We start from the raw sequence: 17,216 nt of genomic DNA, 5'->3' as shown, positions 1-17,216 counted from the left end.
CCAGCTGGCGGGGAGCGGTGTTTGTATACCCGGAATGCGTGGCGCGCTGGTCAGCGTGTCAGTGCAGCTGAAGCAGGACGGGTATCATCGCGAGGGCGGGAACCCTTGTGCATAGCAGGCGGATGACAGGATGGTTATCCCAATGTTTGTATTCGGGAGTGGGAAATGAAGCCTTTTTTGCGCTGGTGTTTTGTTGCGACAGCTATCACGCTGGCAGGATGCAGCAACTCCAATTGGCGTAAGAACGAAGTTCTGGCAGTACCTTTGCAGCCCACACTGCAGCAAGAGGTTATTCTGGCGCGAATGGAACAAATTCTTGCCAGTCGGGCCCTGACCGATGATGAACGCGCACAGCTGTTATATGAGCGCGGAGTGTTGTATGATAGTTTGGGTCTGAGGGCACTGGCGCGGAACGATTTCTCGCAAGCGCTGTCTATCAGACCGGATATGCCGGAAGTGTTTAACTATCTCGGCATTTACTTAACGCAGGCAGGCAATTTTGATGCTGCCTATGAAGCGTTTGATTCTGTACTTGAGCTTGATCCAACTTACAACTATGCGCATTTAAACCGTGGTATCGCCCTCTATTACGGCGGTCGATACAAGTTAGCGCAAGATGATCTGCTGGCGTTTTATCAAGACGATCCTAACGATCCGTTCCGCAGCCTGTGGCTCTACCTCGTTGAACGCGAGATGGACGCCGATAAGGCAAAAGTGACGCTACAACAGCGTTACGACAAGGCGGCTAAGGACCAATGGGGATGGAATATTGTCGAGTTCTACCTGGGCGACATCAGTGAAAAAACATTGATGGAACGTCTCAAGGCGGACGCAACGGATAACACCTCGCTCGCTGAACATCTCAGTGAAACCAACTTCTATTTAGGTAAGTACTACCTAAGTCTGGGGGAGAAGGACGACGCGAAAGCGTTGTTCAAACTGGCGGTGGCCAACAACGTCAATAACTTTGTTGAACACCGATACGCATTGTTGGAACTGGCGCAACTCGGCCAGACACAAGACGATTTATCAGAATCTGACCAGCAATAGCTGACGAACTTTTATTGCCTGATTTACCCGTAAAGTCATCGCCTGAACAGGTGAGGGCTTTTCTGTTCGTCAAAACTTCTAATTTGAGCCGGTTCACACTTTTTGATGAAAATGACTGAAAGTTTTCACGACGAGTTATGTAGACTGGCCGCCGCAATCTAAGAGGCACGTGTACTACATGACTGATATTCAAACCACTTTTGCTGATCTGGGCCTGAACGCCGACATCCTCGAATCACTGAACGGTATGGGCTACGTTAAGCCATCGCCAATCCAGGCTGAGTGTATTCCTCACCTGCTGGCGGGCCGTGATGTGCTGGGTATGGCGCAGACCGGTAGTGGTAAAACAGCAGCGTTCTCGCTGCCGCTGCTGAACAACGTTGATCCTTCTGTCCGCGCACCGCAAATCCTGGTGCTGGCGCCGACCCGCGAACTGGCGGTTCAGGTGGCTGAAGCGATGACAGAATTCTCTAAACACATGCGCGGTATTAACGTCGTGGCCCTGTACGGTGGCCAGCGTTATGACGTGCAGCTGCGCGCACTGCGCCAGGGTCCACAGATCGTGGTTGGTACCCCGGGCCGTCTGCTGGATCACCTGAAACGCGGTACCCTGGACCTGTCCAGCCTGCGTGGTCTGGTACTGGACGAAGCCGATGAAATGCTGCGTATGGGCTTCATCGAAGACGTTGAAACCATCATGGCGCAGATCCCGGAAGGTCATCAGACCGCACTGTTCTCTGCAACCATGCCGGAAGCGATTCGCCGTATCACTAAGCGTTTCATGAAGGATCCGCAGGAAGTGCGCATCCAGTCCAGTATCACTACACGCCCGGACATTTCTCAGTCTTACTGGACCGCTTACGGCCGTAAGTCTGACGCGCTGGTGCGCTTCCTCGAAGCGGAAGACTTCGATGCTGCCATCATCTTCGTGCGCACCAAAAATGCCACGCTGGAAGTCGCAGAAACGCTGGAGCGTAACGGCTACAACAGCGCCGCGCTGAACGGTGACATGAACCAGGCGCTGCGTGAGCAGACGCTGGAGCGCCTGAAAGACGGTCGTCTGGATATCCTGATCGCGACTGACGTTGCGGCCCGTGGTCTGGACGTTGAGCGTATTAGCCTGGTGGTTAACTACGACATCCCGATGGATGCCGAATCGTATGTGCACCGTATCGGCCGTACCGGTCGTGCGGGTCGTGCTGGCCGTGCGCTGCTGTTCGTTGAGAACCGCGAGCGTCGTCTGCTGCGCAACATCGAACGCACCATGAAGCTGACTATTCCGGAAGTTGAGCTGCCTAACGCCGAGCTGCTGAGTCAGCGTCGTCTGGCGCAGTTCGCTGCGAAAGTTCAGCAGCAGCTGGAAAGCAGCGATCTGGATCAGTACCGTGCGCTGCTGGCTAAAATGCAGCCAGAAGAAGAGCTGGATATGGAAACGCTGGCCGCTGCACTGCTGAAAATGGCGCAGGGCGAACGTCCACTGATTCTGCCACCGGATGCACCACGTCCACAGCGTCGTGAATTCCGCGATCGCGATGAGCGTGGCGGCGACCGTCCACGTCGTGACAGCCGTGACAGCCGCGAAGGTGGCGATCGTCCACGTCGCGAACGTCGTGACGTTGGCGAAATGCAGCTGTACCGCATTGAAGTGGGCCGTGACGACGGTGTTGAAGTGCGTCACATCGTGGGCGCGATTGCTAACGAAGGCGACATCAGCAGCCGTTACATCGGTAACATCAAGCTGTTTGGTACTCACTCCACTATCGAGCTGCCAAAAGGCATGCCGGGTGAAGTCCTGCAGCACTTCACGCGTACGCGTATTCTCAACAAGCCGATGAATATGCAGCTGCTGGGCGATGCACAGCCACACGAGCGCACCGAGCGTCGTAGCGGCGGTCGTGACTTCGGTGGTGAGCGTCGTGGTAACCGCGAGGGTGGCAACCGTGAAGGTGGCGCACCGCGTCGTTTCTCTGAGCGTCGCGAAGGCGGTCGTGAAGGCGGACGTTTCAGCCGTGAAGGTGGCCGTGGCCCACGTCGCGACGAAGGCGCAGCTGCACCACGTCGTCGTGATGCATAAGCGTTAATCGCTTAAAAATAAAAAGGACGCGCAAGCGTCCTTTTTTTATGTCTGTAACGCGGGCTTTACACGCCGCCAGCAATCAGCACCCGCTCACCGGTAACATAAGCCGACTCTTCCGACGCCAGAAACAGCGCCACCTGCGCCACATCCTCCGGCAGACCAAAGCGTCCCAGCGGCGTGGCCGCGATCAGCTGCGCTTTAAATTCTGCATTCATTTTTTTCGCTGCCAGCAGCCCTTCGGTCAGAATGATCCCCGGTGCCAGCGCGTTGACGCGAATATTGCGCGGGCCCAGCTCACGTGCCAGCCCCTGCGTTAAGGTGTCGATCGCGCCTTTAGTCGCTGACCACAGTACCGAGCCGGGCAGGCTGCGCTGGCTGTTTAGCGCGCTGAGGTTGATGATGCAGCCGCCGCGCGCCGGAAAATGCTGCGCCGCCTGCTGGCACACCAGCAGCGTACCGAGCAGATTGACGTTGAGCTGCTGCTGCATGTCGCTGACGCTGAGGCTGGCGAAGTCGCCATGGTGAAACATGCCGGCGTTATTGACCACGATGTCTGGCGCGCCAAACTGCGCAATACTGCTGGCGAACAGACGCTGCACCTCAGCTTCACGGGATATATCGGCCTGTACGGCGATGGCGTCGCTTCCCAGCGCGCAGATATCGGTCACCACATCCGCCGCGCCCGCTTCATCCTGACGATAATTCACCACCACCCGGGCGCCGGCCGCGGCGAAAGTCATGGCGATGGCGGCGCCAATGCCTTTCGACGCGCCCGTCACCAGCGCAATTTTGCCTTCAAGTGCTTGCATTGTGTCTCTCCACCTGAGATTTCGGGTGAGTAAAGCATGCGCTGTTGCCGCTTTGTGCGGTAGCGCAATCCTGCAAGCTTTTTGCACGATCCTGCAAATCTGTGGCGCAGGGACTAGGCGCAACCGCATCGGCAGGTAAGAATGGGGATTCAGTGATTTTTCATCGCGGAGTGCATAACGCATGATTCATCAGGAACAGTGGCAGCAGCTGGTGGCGATGATTGCCCGTCACGCGCAGCAGGATGGGCGTACCGCCAGCGCGATTGACTTTCTCTCTTTTGGCCGCAGCTCGCACCCCTCCAGCCTGGCGCATATTGCCAGCTGGGCGGGGTTTGCGCTGATGGCCCAGGGCCAGAAAGCACTGCGCATGGGCGATGATGTGATGCATTACGGGCCGGGCGATCTGCTGCTGGTCACCATGGACATGCCGGTGCAGTCCTGCGTGGTGCTGGCGACGCCAGAGAAACCCTGTCTTGGCGTCGGCATCACCATCAACGAAGCGCGCCTGCTGCGCTATCTGGAGCATTTCCCGCCGCAGCAGATTGGCAGCGCTGCCCCCGAACGCAGCATTACCGTCCATAAAGTCGCGCCGTCGCTGGTGGATGCGGTGATGCGGCTGGTGGCGCTGCTGGATCAGCCGCAGGATATCGCCGCGCTGGCACCGCTGATTGAGCAGGAGATTTTCTATCGCCTGCTGACCGGGCCGGAAGGGCCGCGTATTCTGAACATGGCGCTGACCGAGCGCCCGGGCAATAAAGTGGCGCGCGCGGCGCGCTGGCTGCGCGAAAACTTTCATCAGCCGCTGAAGGTGGATCAGCTGGCCAGCAGCGTTGGCATGAGCATTTCATCGCTGCACCATCACTTTAAAGCGGTTACGGCGATGACGCCGATGCAGTATCAGAAGCAGCTGCGGCTCAACGAAGCGCGCCGGCTGATGATGATTGAGAAGCTGGATGCCGGGACGGCGGGCTATCGGGTAGGCTATCAGAGTGCGTCGCAGTTTAGCCGGGAGTACAGCCGTTTTTATGGCCAGTCACCGGCGCGCGATGTGCGCAAGATGGCGGTGGGGCCGGAAGGACTCCTCTCCCCACCGCAGTAAGGCTTACAGTGTGCGTGCGGCTTCCATCGCCAGCGCGAACGAACGCAGGCGCGCCTGCGGATCGTAAATCTGGCCGTTGACCATGATCTCATCCGCCTGGGTTTCGCGCAGCAGCGCGGCAAGGCCGTGGCGCACTTTACCTTTATCGCCCACCACCGACATGCTCAGCGCCTGCTGCACGCCATACTGTTCGGACGGCGACCACAGGTTATCCATGTTCTCCACCGGCGCCGGCAGCGGGCCGGGCTTGCCGCGGCGCAGATTAATGAACTGCTGCTGCATCGAGGTGAACAGGAAGCGCGCATCACGATCGCTGTCTGCCGCCACCACGTTGACACACACCATAGCGTAAGGTTTTGCCAGACGCGCAGAGGGCTGGAATTTTTCGCGATACAGGTGCAGCGCCTGCAACAGCAGGTCTGGCGCGAAGTGCGAAGCAAAGGCAAACGGCAGACCAAGCTGCGCCGCCAGCTGCGCGCTATACAGGCTGGAACCCAGCAGCCACACCGGAATTTTCAGCCCGAGGCCAGGCACCGGCTGCACCGGCGGATGTTCGCCCTCTTCGGCATCGAACCAGCGGATCAGATCGGCCACATCTTCCGGGAAGCTGTCGGCCTGGGCGCTCGAAAGATGACGGCGCAGCGCCAGCATGGTGCGCTGATCGGAGCCGGGCGCGCGGCCCAGTCCGAGATCGATACGGCCAGGGTAGAGGGATTCCAGGGTGCCAAACTGTTCGGCAATCACCAGCGGTGCGTGGTTGGGCAGCATGATGCCGCCGGAGCCGAGGCGCAGCGTTTCGGTGTTAGCGGCGAGATAGCCAATCAGCACCGACGTTGCGGCGCTGGCGATGCCGGTCATGTTGTGGTGTTCGGCCAGCCAGTAGCGATGAAAGCCAAGGGCTTCAGCCTGACGCGCCAGCGCCAGCGAATTATGGAAGGCATCGCGCGCAGACGAGCCTTGCGGAATGGGGGCCAGATCCAGCACGGACAGGCGAACAGTTTTCTTCTCAGACATGGGTACTCCAGCAAAGGATGGCGCAGGTGATAAGTAAACCTGCACCAGTCAGTATTACGCATCATTACCCATATTAAAACTGCTAATAACGGCAGGAATATAGCCGGAATGTGCCTTTAACCGCCGCTATCCAGCGCCATTCCGGCCAGGCGGCGCCAGTAACCGTTGCTGTCGCTGCCGCGCGCCATCATCAGCGGCGCTTCACCCGCTTCGTTAGCGCGGAAGCGATCAACCTGTGCCAGCGTGCTCTCATCCTGCGGCGACAGGCGCACAATATCGATCCAGCCATGCATACCGGCAAGATCGTTGCCAAGGTTGTAACAGTAGCCGCTCATGGTCTGAATGCCGTTCAGGACAAATACCTGCTGGCCCTCCTGCGACAGCACGCGGCGCCCGGTGGGATAATCAATACAGCAGGTCTGGCAATCATCTTTGGCACGGTTTTCGGAACGCGCGGTAAAACAGCGCGCCGATAGCGCCAGCGGCAGATGGCCGTAGCCGAGCACTTCAACCTCAAACCGGTCGCGCAGGCCAGCGTCATGGCACTGCTGCAACAGCTGAATCAGCCAGTCGCGTGACATCTCCACCGGCATGCACCAGCGCGTCATGCCCTCCTGCAGCAGCAGCTGGAGCGTCTGCGCGTTATACACATTCAGGGTAGGACCGGCGACAAACGGCAGTTTGCGCTCTGCCGCCATGTTCACGGTGCCGATATCGTTGGCTTCCAGTAAGAACTCACCGTTTTCAACATAGCGGCGCAGCTCTTTGACTTCCGAAGGGGACTGCAGCAGCGCCAGCGTGCTCAGCACCACCTGTTTGCCGCTGGCCGCCAGCGTGCGGCCCATCTCCATCCACTGACTGAACGCGGTGGCGCGACGTTTGCTGCACACCGCTTCGCCGAGGTAGACAATCTCTGCGCTGCTCTCTGCGGCGCGCTGGTAAAACTGCTCCAGCGTATCGGTAGGCCAGTACCACAGCACCGGGCCGATGGCGTATTTCATACGGTCTCCTTATTGCCAGTCGCGGTGATAGGCGCCGAGCGTGGTCTGGCTGCCTTCAGAAAGTTCACCGAGCGCGCGCATCCACGGCGCCTGCACCGTGAACTGTTGCGGATCGGCCATGCAGCGATCGATCGCCTGACGCCACACTTTCGCCACCTGTGCCACATAGGCCGGGCTGCGCTGGCGTCCCTCAATTTTCACCGAGGCGATATTGGCGCGCAGCAGCTCTGGCAGCAGCGCCAGGGTATTGAGGCTGGTGGGCTCCTCCAGCACGTGATAGCGCTGGTTATCCACCTCGTAGCGTCCTTTACACAGCGTCGGATAGCCCGCGCTCTCATCGGCGGCGTAACGGTCAATCAGTACTTCGTTCAGGCGCGACTCCATGCCCTGTGCCGTCTGCTGCCAGCGCACAAATTTGGCCGGTGAACAGGCGCCCGCGCTGTTCGGCGACTCGCCGGTCAGCCACGACGAGAGATAGCAGCGGCCTTCGGCCATGATGCACAGGCTGCCAAAGGCGAATACTTCGAGCGGCACCGGCGTTTCGCGCGCCAGCTGCTTCACCTGGTGCATCGACAGCACGCGCGGCAGCACCACGCGGCTCAGCGCAAAGTGGCGGTGATAAAACTGAATGGCCTGCAGATTGGTGGCGGACGCCTGCACTGAGAGGTGACGTTCAACCTGCGGATAGCGGCTGGCGGCATACTCCAGCGTGGCGATATCGGCCAGAATCAGCGCATCGGCACCGTTCTGTGCGGCGACGTCAATGGCGCTTTGCCAGCGGTTAAGGCCGTCAGGATGGGCGAAGGTGTTGATCGCCACGTGCAGTTTACGCCGGTGCTGATGCAGGAAGCGCGCGGCTTCTGCCAGTTTCTTATCGGTAAAATTGAGGCCAGCAAAGTGGCGGGCGTTGGTGTCATCTTTCAGGCCGACGTACACCGCGTCAGCGCCGTGCTCCACCGCCGATTTCAGCGCAGGTAAATTCCCCGCCGGACACAGCAGTTCCATACAATTTCCTCCCCCGGATTCTGAACGCCGTTGAGTGTAAGGAAGCGCAGGTGCAGCAATGTTGATTTAAGGCAGTGAAAGCGGGATTGCCAGGGCGGAATGGAGAATTTTCGCACAGACGCGGGGCGATTTCCTTGATCCCGGTTGAGGCGAAAGCCGACGGATGTGGCAATATAGATAAAATTTTCTCAAGGGAGTGCAGCGCATGTTCGCACGCTTACGCGGCCTGTTAATTGAAAAAGGGCCGGAATTCCTCGCTTTACCGGTGTCGCTAACACCATTCGCCGTGAAAAAAACGGTTTTGCAACAACTCCTAAACTGGCAATTTCGTCATGCTTTGGCTGAAGGTGAGTTAGACTTTCTGCAAGGGCGCTATCTCGGCATTGAGATCGCGGACGTCAATCTGCGCTGGATCACCACGCTGCAGGACGGGCGCCTGACCGTTTCGCGCGACGCCGAAGCAGATGTCTGGTTTCGTGGCGAAGCCAACGATCTGCTGCTGGTAGCAGCACGCAAAGCCGACCCCGATATGTTGTTCTTTCAGCGCCGTCTGGTGATTGAGGGCGACACGGAGCTGGGACTGGAGGTGAAGAATCTGATGGATGCCATAGAACTGGACGCCATGCCCACGCCATTGCGCACGGGGTTGCTGCAGCTGGCTGCTTTTGTTGAGGCAGGAATGACACAGGACGCGAAGGCCGCTGAGGCGCGCGCGGGGATCTCATGTTGATTCGTACTGAAATTGGTGTGGACGCGGCAGGCATCGACAGCCTGTTAAAGCGCAGTTTTGCCACCGCAGCCGAAGCGGAACTGGTACAGCAGCTGCGTGAAGACGGTTTACTCACGCTGGGCGTGGTGGCTACCGATGACGAAGGCCAGGTGCTGGGTTATGCCGCCTTCAGTCCGGTGACGTTGCAGGGCGAGGATCGTAACTGGGTGGCGCTGGCGCCGCTGGCGGTTGATGCCTCGGTGCGCAGTCAGGGCATTGCTAAACAGCTGGTGTATGAAGGGCTCGATTCGCTCAATGAGTTCAGCTACAGCGCCGTGGTGGTGCTGGGCGATCCGCAGTTCTACAATCCGCTCGGCTTTGAGCCGGCGGCGCGTCACGGCCTGCACTGCCGCTGGCCCGGCAGCGAAGCGGCGTTTCAGGTGTATAAACTGGCGGACGATGCGTTCGATGGGGCAGAAGGGCTGATCGCCTTCTCGGCACCTTTCAATCGTATCGACTAAACCACGCCGTTAAGCAGGCTGGCTGCTGGGCAACCAGCAGCAGTTTCTGCGCCCGGCTCAGCTGTTTTACCTGATACTCCAGCCGGGAAGCCGCCGCGCGATCGCCGGCCGCGCAGTGAAACACCAGCGTCAGTGGACCTTTGCCGCGCAGCGCACGGGCACCGCGCCCCTGCTGGTGCTGCTGCAGGCGACGGTTGACGTCAGTGGTGATGCCGGTATAAAGCATCCCGGCGGCGGTTTGCAGCATATACAGCTGCCAGCCCTGTTCCATTTACAAACCTCGTTCATGTGCTGGCGGGCAGTGTAACGCGCCTGCGGCCGCATCGCTATCAACGCACGGAGTTGCTCTTGTCTGACCATTCTCATCTGATTCGCTATCTGAAAAAGCAGCACGTGCTGTCGCTATGTGCCAGCGACGGTGATGCGCTATGGTGCGCCAACTGTTTCTACGTGTTCGATGAAGCGCGCATGGCGTTCTGGCTGATGACCGAAGCGGATACGCGTCACGGCGCGCTGATGGCACGTCATCCACGCGTCGCCGGCACGGTGAACGGCCAGCCGAAAACGGTGCTGTTGATTAAAGGCGTGCAGTATCGCGGGCGTATACAACTGACTGATGAGGCGCAGGCGCTGAAGGCCTATCAGTCCCGCTTTCCGGTGGCAAAAAAAGTCACCGCGCCGCTGTGGGAAATTACGCTTGATGAGCTGAAAATGACCGATAACGCGCTGGGGTTTGGCAAAAAGATTGTCTGGCAGCGTTAGCCCGGCACGCACAGAGGCGCACCGGGCGACCGCCTTACGCTGCGTTCAGAATGCGCAGGGATTCGCGGTTAAACGCGGGCAGGTCTTCAGGCGTGCGGCTGGTAACCAGCTTGTCATCATCAACCACCACCTCTTTATCGTAAAAGTCCGCGCCGGCATTGCGCAGATCGATGGCGATAGCTTTCACGCAGGTCATTTTGCGACCGCGCACGCCGTTCGCGCTGATCAGCAGCTGCGGACCGTGACAGATGGCAAAAATCGGTTTGCCGCTGGCGACAAACTCTTTGGTAAAGGTGACAAAGCGATCGTCACCGCGCAGCGCGTCAGGCGAATGACCGCCGGGCAGCAGCAGCGCGTCAAACTCGGCCGGGCTGACATGGTCAATATCCTTGTCGATTTTGACTTCGGCTTTGCCCTGTTTTCCCTTCACGGTTTTGCCCGCCTGCATCTCAATGGTGACCACTTCATGGCCCGCTTTGGTGAAGGCCTCGGCCGGTGAGGTAAACTCTGAGTCTTCAAATTCATCGGTAATCAGAACCGCTATTTTCTTGCTCATCTTTCTCCTCCTTGCTGGTCACGCACCTGCTGTGCGTGACACGTTTCAACAGACAAGTCTGGACCCTGAGCGCGGAAACGCAAGCCAGCCGGCGCAGGCGGGATTGGTTAAATTCCGGAGACAGATCAAGTTTAAGCGTGACGACGCTGGCACACAGACATAACCTGAATAACACTGTGGGATCTGCGTCGCGCCCTCCGCGCGGCATACGTTATTCAGTTGAATACGGAACCGGTTATGACCCAATTCGCCTCACCTGCACCAGCGGCCCGCTTCGCCTGGTGGAAACCGCTGCTGTTCCTCGCCGTGGTGCTTATCGGTCTGTGGTACGTTAAATGGCAGCCTTACTATGGCAAAGCCTTCACGGCCGCAGAAACCCATTCCATCGGCCGCTCTATTCTTGCTAATGCCGCAGATTCGCCGTGGCGCGCCGCGCTGGATTACGCCATGGTCTATTTTCTCGCGGTGTGGAAAGCCGCGGTGCTCGGTGTGGTGCTGGGCTCGCTGGTGCAGGTGCTGATTCCGCGCCGCTGGCTGCTGCGCCTGATGGGCAGCAACCGGCTGGGGGCCACGCTGGTCGGCACCGGTTTTGGCCTGCCGGGCATGATGTGCAGCTGCTGTGCCGCGCCGGTGACCGTCGGCCTGCGCCAGGCGCAGGTTTCAAGCGGCGCGGCGATGGCGTTCTGGCTGGCGAATCCACTGCTCAATCCGGCAACGCTGGTGTTTATGGGCTTTGTGCTCGGCTGGCAGTTTGCCGCCATTCGGCTGGTGGCGGGTGGGGTGATGGTGCTGGGCATTGCCATGCTGGTGCAGCGCAGCGTGCCGGAAACCGCCGTTGCCGCGCCGCTGTTGCCGCAAGAAAGCCATGAACGGTTTGTGACGCGCTGGCTGCGCGTGATGTGGCGGCTGTTCTGTAACACCATTCCGCTCTACATCGTAGCGGTGCTGCTGCTCGGCGCCGCGCGCGTCTGGCTGTTTCCGCACGCGGACGGCGCGGTAGGGAATACGCTGTTCTGGGTGATGCTGATGGCCATCGCCGGCTGCCTGTTTGTGATCCCGACCGCCGCCGAGATCCCCATCGTGCAAACCATGATGCTGGCGGGCATGGGCGTCGCACCGGCGCTGGCGCTGCTGGTGACGCTGCCCGCGGTCAGCGTGCCGTCGCTACTGATGCTGCATCGCGCGTTCCCACCGCGCGCGCTGTGGATCGCCTTCTGCGGCGTGGCCGTCAGCGGCATGCTGCTCGGCATCCTCGCACTGTGGCTGGCGTAGATACCAGATAGTCTGATTGCGGCTGCCGCGCCACAGCAGCCGCGCATCTTTTTCCGCTTCGATGAAACGTCCATCAATCAGCACGTCGATTTCCGCAATCACTTCACGCTGCGCCGCCGTCAGCTCCGCCAGGGTGTAGCCGGTCCACAGCCAGATATCTTTATCCGGACAGTCGCGCCGCACGCGCTTCACCAACCGGCGAATATGCGGCACATTGTGCGGATGCAGTGGATCGCCGCCGCTCAGCGACAGCCCCTGACGCGGAATGTGTTGATCCTGCAGATCGGCGATCAGCTGCTCCTCCATGGCCAGCGTAAACGGCACGCCGGAGTCAGGCCGCCAGGTGCTCTGGTTGTAGCAGCCGCGGCACTGATGTTCGCAGCCCGCGACAAACAGCGTGCAGCGCGTGCCGGGACCATTCACGATATCCACATCGTAGTAGCGATGAATGTGCATCATCCCAGCTGTCCGGTATCAAGGTGTTTGACGCGGCGCTGCACCTCTTCCTGTTTGCCAGCGTTGAACGGCCGCGCATCCGGGCTGCCAAGATAGCCGCAGACGCGGCGCGTGACTGAAACGCGCGCCGGATCGTGATTGCCGCAGCTCGGACAGGTAAAGCCTTTGCTGGTACAGCTGAACTCGCCGCTGAAGCCGCACTCGTAGCACTCATCGATCGGCGTATTAGTGCCGTAATAGGGCACGCGGTCATAGCTGTAATCCCACACATCCTCCAGCGCCCGCAGGTTGTGCTGAATGTTGGGGTATTCGCCATAACAGATGAAGCCGCCGTTAGCGATGGCCGGGTAGGGCGCTTCAAAGTCGATTTTGTCGTACGGATTGACCTTTTTCTCTACGTCGAGATGGAAGCTGTTAGTGTAATAGCCCTTGTCGGTCACGCCCGGCACTACGCCAAATTCGGCGGCATCAAGGCGACAGAAGCGATCGCACAGGTTTTCACTGGGCGTACTGTACAGGCTAAAGCCGTAGCCGGTTTCCGCTTTCCATGCATCCACCGCCTGGCGCAGATGCGTCACAATCGCCACGCCGGTTGCGCGCAGGTGCGCGGCATCATACGGATGCACGGCGTTGCCGCTTAGCGCGTTGAGTGTTTCATGCAGACCGATATAGCCCAGCGAGATCGACGCGCGGCCGTTGCGGAAGATCTTGCCCACCTCGTCGTCCGCGTTGAGCCGCACGCCGCAGGCACCTTCCATATAAAGAATCGGTGCGACGCGCGCTTTGGTTTTTTCCAGCCGGGCAATGCGGGTCATCAGCGCCCGCTTCGCCAGCGCCAGGCGCGCATCCAGCAGCGTCCAGAAGCGGGCTTCGTCTCCCTGGGCTTCTAACGCAATGCGCGGCAGGTTGAGGCTGATTACGCCGATGTTGTTGCGGCCCTCATGAATCTGCTCGCCGTTTTCCTCGTAAACGCCGAGGAAGCTGCGGCAGCCCATCGGCGTTTTGAACGAGCCGGTGACTTCCACCACTTTGTCGTAGTTGAGAATATCCGGATACATGCGCTTGCTGGCACACTCCAGCGCCAGCTGTTTGATGTCGTAATTGATGTCGCTGGCGCGGCGATTGACGCCTTCGCGAATGGCAAACACCAGCTTAGGAAACACCGCGGTTTTATGGTTTTTGCCCAGCCCGGCAATGCGGTTGCGCAGAATCGATTGCTGAATCAGGCGCGCCGCCCAGTCGGTGCCGAGGCCAAAGCCAAAAGTGACGAACGGCGTCTGGCCGTTGGCGGTGTGCAGCGTATTGACTTCGTACTCCAGCGACTGAAACGCGTCGTAGCACTCTTTTTCCGTGCGCGCGCGCGCGTAAGCTTCCACATCAGCAATCTGCCATTCGCGGGCAATCTGGCGATGTTTTTCAAGGCTGAGGGTGACAAACGGCGCCAGCACTTCGTCAATGCGGTTTATGGTGGTGCCGCCGTAAATATGGCTGGCGACCTGCGCAATGATCTGCGCCGTCACCGCGGTGGCGGTGGCGATGGATTTTGGCGGTTCAATCTCGGCGTTACCCATTTTGAAGCCGTGCGTCAGCATGCCGTGCAGATCGATCAGCATGCAGTTAAACATCGGGAAGAAGGGAGAGTAGTCGAGGTCGTGATAGTGGATTTCCCCACGCTCGTGCGCCATCACCACATCGCGCGGCAGCAACTGCTGCTGGGCATAATGTTTGGCCACGATGCCGGCCAGCAGGTCGCGCTGCGTCGGGATCACTTTGCTGTCTTTGTTGGCGTTTTCGTTGAGCAGCGCCGCGTTGGTCTGTTCCACCAGGCCGCGAATGGCATGGTGCAGCTTGCCGCGCTGCTCGCGCGCCAGATCGCGGTCGTGACGGTATTCGATATAGGCGCGCGCCAGCTGTGGCCAGCGTCCGCTCATCAGTGCTTCTTCCACGGCACACTGGATGTCGCGAATATCGACTTCAGCCTGGGTTGCCAGCTGCGCGCTGACCTGCTGAGCGACTGTCGTGCACCAGGCCAGGTCGTCAACCTGGGCGGCCTGCGCGGCGGCCCGCACTGCAGCTTCAATGCGCCGGGCATCAAACGGCACCCTGCAGCCGTCACGCTTAATCACTACCGTTGCCATCTTCCCTTTCTCCGCTGGAAACTACATGTAGATAATTTTAAGGAGTGTAATCGCAACATGTGGTGTTTCAGAGGGAATTAATCGCACTGTTTTTGACCTGTCGCAAAGAAGCGCGGCCAGCGCCTGAAAGCCGTGCAGTGGTCAACAGCCGCTACACTGAAAAGTTTTAAGCCGCACAAACTTCAGCCGGTTGCAACTTGCTTTGCGTTGCGAAACAGGTTTAATGAGCGTTTTGCGCCATTTCCGGCCCATCGTTTTGCCTTACAAGGATGCCCACCATGCTTCTGCCCCGTACGCTGCTGGCCGTTTTGTGTTCCCTGACGTTTTCCACGCAGGCCGCACCGGCAGGCGATCTGCCGCTGATGCCGTGGCCACAGCAGGTGACGCAGCCCGCAGGCGGTGGCGCGTTTACCCTGACGCCGCAATTTTCGCTGCACATCACCGGCGATCACCTGGAAGGGGCCGAAGCGCGCTGGCGCGCCCGCATTGCGCGGCAAACCGGCTGGGCGCTGCTGCCCGCCAGCCCGGCCAGCGATCGTCCCGCCATTCAGGTCCGGATTGCCGATGCGGTCGATCCGCTACCGCAACCGGACAGCGACGAAAGCTACCATCTGGAGGTCAGCAGCAGTGGCGTACTGCTGCAGGCACCTACCCGTTTTGGCGCGATGCGCGGCATGGAAACCCTGCTGCAGCTGATCGCCAACACCGCCAGCGGCACGCAAATTCCCTTTGTCACCATCGACGATCGGCCGCGCTTCCCGTGGCGCGGCGTGCTGATCGATCCGGTGCGCCATTTCCTGCCGCTGGAAACCCTCAAGCGGCAGATTGATGGTATCGCCGCGGCGCGCATGAATGTGTTTCACTGGCACCTGACCGACGATCAGGGCTGGCGCTTTGCTTCCAGTCACTATCCGCAGCTGCAGCAGCAGGCCAGTGATGGGCTGTTCTACAGCCAGCAGCAAATGCGCGAGCTGGTGCACTATGCCACTCAGCGCGGCGTGCGCGTGGTGCCGGAAATCGATCTGCCCGGCCATGCTTCTGCCCTGGCCGTAGCGATGCCGGAGCTGATGAGCGCGCCGGGGCCATATGCCATGGAGCGCGGCTGGGGGGTATTTAAACCTTTGCTCGATCCCAGCAATGAAGCGGTGTTTCGCTTTATCGACACGCTGATTGGCGAAGTCGCGGCGATCTTTCCCGATCCCTACATTCACATCGGCGGGGATGAAGTCGATCCCAGTCAGTGGAACGCCTCACCGAAGATTCAGCAGTTTATGCGCGACCACGGCCTGCAGGATGCCCATGCGCTGCAGTCGTGGTTCAACCAGCGGGTTGAGAAGATTCTCGCCGCGCATCAGCGGCGCATGCTTGGCTGGGATGAGGTGTACCATCCCGACCTGCCGAAAAGTATTGTGATTCAGTCGTGGCAGGGGCAGGACGCGCTGAGCGAAGTGATAAAGCAGGGATATCGCGGCATTCTTTCCACCGGTTTTTATCTCGACCAGCCGCAGAGCGCCGCGTATCACTATCGCAATGATCCCTGGCCGCAGGGGCTGAACGGCGTCGATCAACTGCGCGCCGACGATCAGGCGCAAAGCTGGCAGTTCACTATGCCGCGTCTGAAAGGCAGCGCGGTGCAGGGCAGTTTCACCCTGATTGAGGGCAAAAACGGCTGGCGCGGTTTTATCGATTTCAGCGGCAAGGCGCGGCGCCAGGTCAGCGACATTCGCTGGCTGTCGCCGACGCAGCTGACCTTCAGCGTCGACAGCTGGATGGGGCCGTTTCAGCCGGTGGTGACGCTGACGCGTGACAGCCTGACCGGCTACGTGCTGGTGGGCAACGTGCGCTATCCGACCACAGGCAGCAGGCTGGCGCAGATACCGGCCGGTATTGCTCCGGTAGTGCCCACGCCCGCTCAGCTGCAGCGTGATTTGCTGGGCGGTGAAGCGGCGCTGTGGGCGGAGAACGTGAATAGCCGGGTGATTGATACGCGGCTGTGGCCGCGCGCCTTTGTGGTGGCGGAGCGGCTGTGGTCGGCGCAGGATGTGACCGACAGCGAGAATATGTACCAGCGGCTCAGCGCGATTGATCGCTGGGGGGCGGTGTCAGTCGGCCTGCAGCAGCATCAGCAGGCCGAGGTGCAGATGATGCGGCTGGCCAACAGCAGTGATATCACTCCGCTGCGCGTGCTGGCGGAAGTGCTGGAACCCGCGCAGTATTACACCCGCCAGCACCTGAAGTTTCAGGCCGGGCATTATGACTATTTTGAGCCGCTGAACCGGCTGGCGGACGTACTGCCGGCCGAGAGCGAGCCGGTGCGGCTGCTGGATAAGCAGGTGGATGCGCTGATTGCCAATCGCGGCGATCATGCTGCCGCCAGCGCCCTGCGCCATCAGCTACAGCGCTGGCAGCGCAACAGCGATGCGGTGATGCCGCTGGTGCTGGGCAATTATCAACTGAAAGCACTGCAGCCGCAGGTGCGCCAGGTCGCAGAGCTGAGCCGGATGGGGCTGGATCTGGTGAACGCACTGGAGCGTAACCAGGCCTACGGCGCAGGCGAGGTGGCGCAGATGCACGCCCAGCTGGATGCGGCGGCGCAGGTGCAGGATGAAACGGTGCTGGCGCTGGTGCGACCGCTGGAGAAACTGCTGCGATCGTCGAGATAGGGAAGATTGGAAGTCACGAACTATGCAGGGGCATCATTGATGACGACCAGGCGATCACGCCAGGTGCGCACGGATACGCCCCCC

16 protein-coding genes and 1 pseudogene are annotated in these 17,216 nt (G+C 59.9%); 9 read left to right on the top strand and 8 right to left on the bottom strand.

The genetic code is table 11. The features are described 5' to 3' along the window. The first annotated feature begins 165 nt into the window (after nt 1-165). From nlpI to K7H94_RS16020, 3 genes are all read left to right on the top strand, one after another. A complete protein-coding gene (gene nlpI, locus K7H94_RS16030) occupies nt 166-1,050 on the top strand; it encodes a lipoprotein NlpI (RefSeq protein ID WP_021507697.1) in 885 nt (294 codons plus the stop codon). 105 nt (nt 1,051-1,155) lie between these two features. Next, entirely contained in the window at nt 1,156-1,212 is a 57-nt protein-coding gene (gene yrbN / locus K7H94_RS23315) for a protein YrbN (protein ID WP_098053093.1), read from the top strand. Between the two features lie 16 nt (nt 1,213-1,228). Next, the gene (locus tag K7H94_RS16020; RefSeq protein WP_058759574.1) at nt 1,229-3,124 is read left to right on the top strand and encodes a DEAD/DEAH family ATP-dependent RNA helicase; all 1,896 of its coding nucleotides are present in this window, start codon (nt 1,229-1,231) and stop codon (nt 3,122-3,124) included. 65 nt (nt 3,125-3,189) lie between these two features. Here K7H94_RS16020 and K7H94_RS16015 read toward each other — a convergent pair whose 3' ends face one another. After that, entirely contained in the window at nt 3,190-3,936 is a 747-nt protein-coding gene (locus tag K7H94_RS16015) for an SDR family NAD(P)-dependent oxidoreductase (RefSeq protein WP_222951335.1), read from the bottom strand. 181 nt (nt 3,937-4,117) lie between these two features. On the opposite strand from K7H94_RS16015, the gene K7H94_RS16010 reads away from it, so the two are divergent. Then, complete coding sequence (locus K7H94_RS16010; protein ID WP_222951334.1) at nt 4,118-5,035, top strand: AraC family transcriptional regulator; 918 nt, start codon at nt 4,118-4,120, stop codon at nt 5,033-5,035. Between the two features lie 3 nt (nt 5,036-5,038). Here K7H94_RS16010 and K7H94_RS16005 read toward each other — a convergent pair whose 3' ends face one another. From K7H94_RS16005 to ubiU, 3 genes are all read right to left on the bottom strand, one after another. After that, nucleotides 5,039-6,049: a luciferase-like monooxygenase gene (locus K7H94_RS16005; RefSeq protein ID WP_222951333.1), complete on the bottom strand. Its 1,011-nt coding sequence runs from the start codon at nt 6,047-6,049 to the stop codon at nt 5,039-5,041. A 116-nt stretch (nt 6,050-6,165) separates the two neighbouring features. Then, nucleotides 6,166-7,050 carry a U32 family peptidase gene (locus K7H94_RS16000; protein ID WP_058780386.1) on the bottom strand — a complete coding sequence of 295 codons (885 nt, stop codon included), beginning with the start codon at nt 7,048-7,050 and terminating at the stop codon, nt 6,166-6,168. A 9-nt stretch (nt 7,051-7,059) separates the two neighbouring features. Continuing rightward, nucleotides 7,060-8,055 carry a ubiquinone anaerobic biosynthesis protein UbiU gene (gene ubiU / locus K7H94_RS15995; RefSeq protein WP_058759571.1) on the bottom strand — a complete coding sequence of 332 codons (996 nt, stop codon included), beginning with the start codon at nt 8,053-8,055 and terminating at the stop codon, nt 7,060-7,062. 205 nt (nt 8,056-8,260) lie between these two features. Here ubiU and ubiT point away from each other — a divergent pair, with 205 nt between their 5' ends. Together ubiT and K7H94_RS15985 are read left to right on the top strand one after the other, a co-directional pair. Next, the gene (gene ubiT, locus K7H94_RS15990) at nt 8,261-8,785 is read left to right on the top strand and encodes a ubiquinone anaerobic biosynthesis accessory factor UbiT (protein WP_058759570.1); all 525 of its coding nucleotides are present in this window, start codon (nt 8,261-8,263) and stop codon (nt 8,783-8,785) included. Beyond that, nucleotides 8,779-9,285, top strand: coding sequence for a GNAT family N-acetyltransferase (locus K7H94_RS15985; RefSeq protein ID WP_021507689.1), 507 nt, complete (start codon nt 8,779-8,781; stop codon nt 9,283-9,285). Before ubiT ends, K7H94_RS15985 begins: the two co-directional genes overlap by 7 nt. On the opposite strand, the gene K7H94_RS15980 is transcribed toward K7H94_RS15985, so the two are convergent. Then, nucleotides 9,269-9,556, bottom strand: coding sequence for a GIY-YIG nuclease family protein (locus K7H94_RS15980; RefSeq protein ID WP_021507688.1), 288 nt, complete (start codon nt 9,554-9,556; stop codon nt 9,269-9,271). The genes K7H94_RS15985 and K7H94_RS15980 overlap by 17 nt on opposite strands. Nucleotides 9,557-9,633: 77 nt before the next feature. Here K7H94_RS15980 and K7H94_RS15975 point away from each other — a divergent pair, with 77 nt between their 5' ends. Beyond that, nucleotides 9,634-10,047, top strand: a complete 414-nt coding sequence (locus K7H94_RS15975; protein ID WP_058759569.1) for a YhbP family protein — start codon at nt 9,634-9,636, stop codon at nt 10,045-10,047. Between the two features lie 34 nt (nt 10,048-10,081). Here K7H94_RS15975 and K7H94_RS15970 read toward each other — a convergent pair whose 3' ends face one another. Next, entirely contained in the window at nt 10,082-10,603 is a 522-nt protein-coding gene (locus K7H94_RS15970; protein WP_021507686.1) for a type 1 glutamine amidotransferase domain-containing protein, read from the bottom strand. A 237-nt stretch (nt 10,604-10,840) separates the two neighbouring features. On the opposite strand from K7H94_RS15970, the gene K7H94_RS15965 reads away from it, so the two are divergent. After that, complete coding sequence (locus K7H94_RS15965) at nt 10,841-11,875, top strand: permease (protein ID WP_058770680.1); 1,035 nt, start codon at nt 10,841-10,843, stop codon at nt 11,873-11,875. Here the strand turns inward: K7H94_RS15965 and nrdG are convergent. Both nrdG and nrdD read right to left on the bottom strand, forming a co-directional pair. Further along, nucleotides 11,870-12,334, bottom strand: a pseudogene (nrdG, locus tag K7H94_RS15960) (anaerobic ribonucleoside-triphosphate reductase-activating protein); the annotation flags it as partial. The gene K7H94_RS15965 and the pseudogene nrdG overlap by 6 nt on opposite strands. Further along, on the bottom strand, nt 12,331-14,469 hold the full coding sequence (gene nrdD / locus K7H94_RS15955; protein WP_222951331.1) for an anaerobic ribonucleoside-triphosphate reductase: 2,139 nt from the start codon (nt 14,467-14,469) through the stop codon (nt 12,331-12,333). The gene nrdD and the pseudogene nrdG, both read right to left, overlap by 4 nt. A gap of 278 nt (nt 14,470-14,747) precedes the next feature. Here nrdD and K7H94_RS15950 point away from each other — a divergent pair, with 278 nt between their 5' ends. Further along, nucleotides 14,748-17,132 carry a beta-N-acetylhexosaminidase gene (locus tag K7H94_RS15950; RefSeq protein ID WP_222951330.1) on the top strand — a complete coding sequence of 795 codons (2,385 nt, stop codon included), beginning with the start codon at nt 14,748-14,750 and terminating at the stop codon, nt 17,130-17,132. Nucleotides 17,133-17,216 lie beyond the last annotated feature (84 nt).

It is taken from the genome of Pantoea dispersa (assembly GCF_019890955.1).
Classification (GTDB): domain Bacteria; phylum Pseudomonadota; class Gammaproteobacteria; order Enterobacterales; family Enterobacteriaceae; genus Pantoea; species Pantoea dispersa.
Note: the sequence above shows the minus strand (reverse complement) of the source record. Positions and strands in the feature narration are given on the sequence as shown.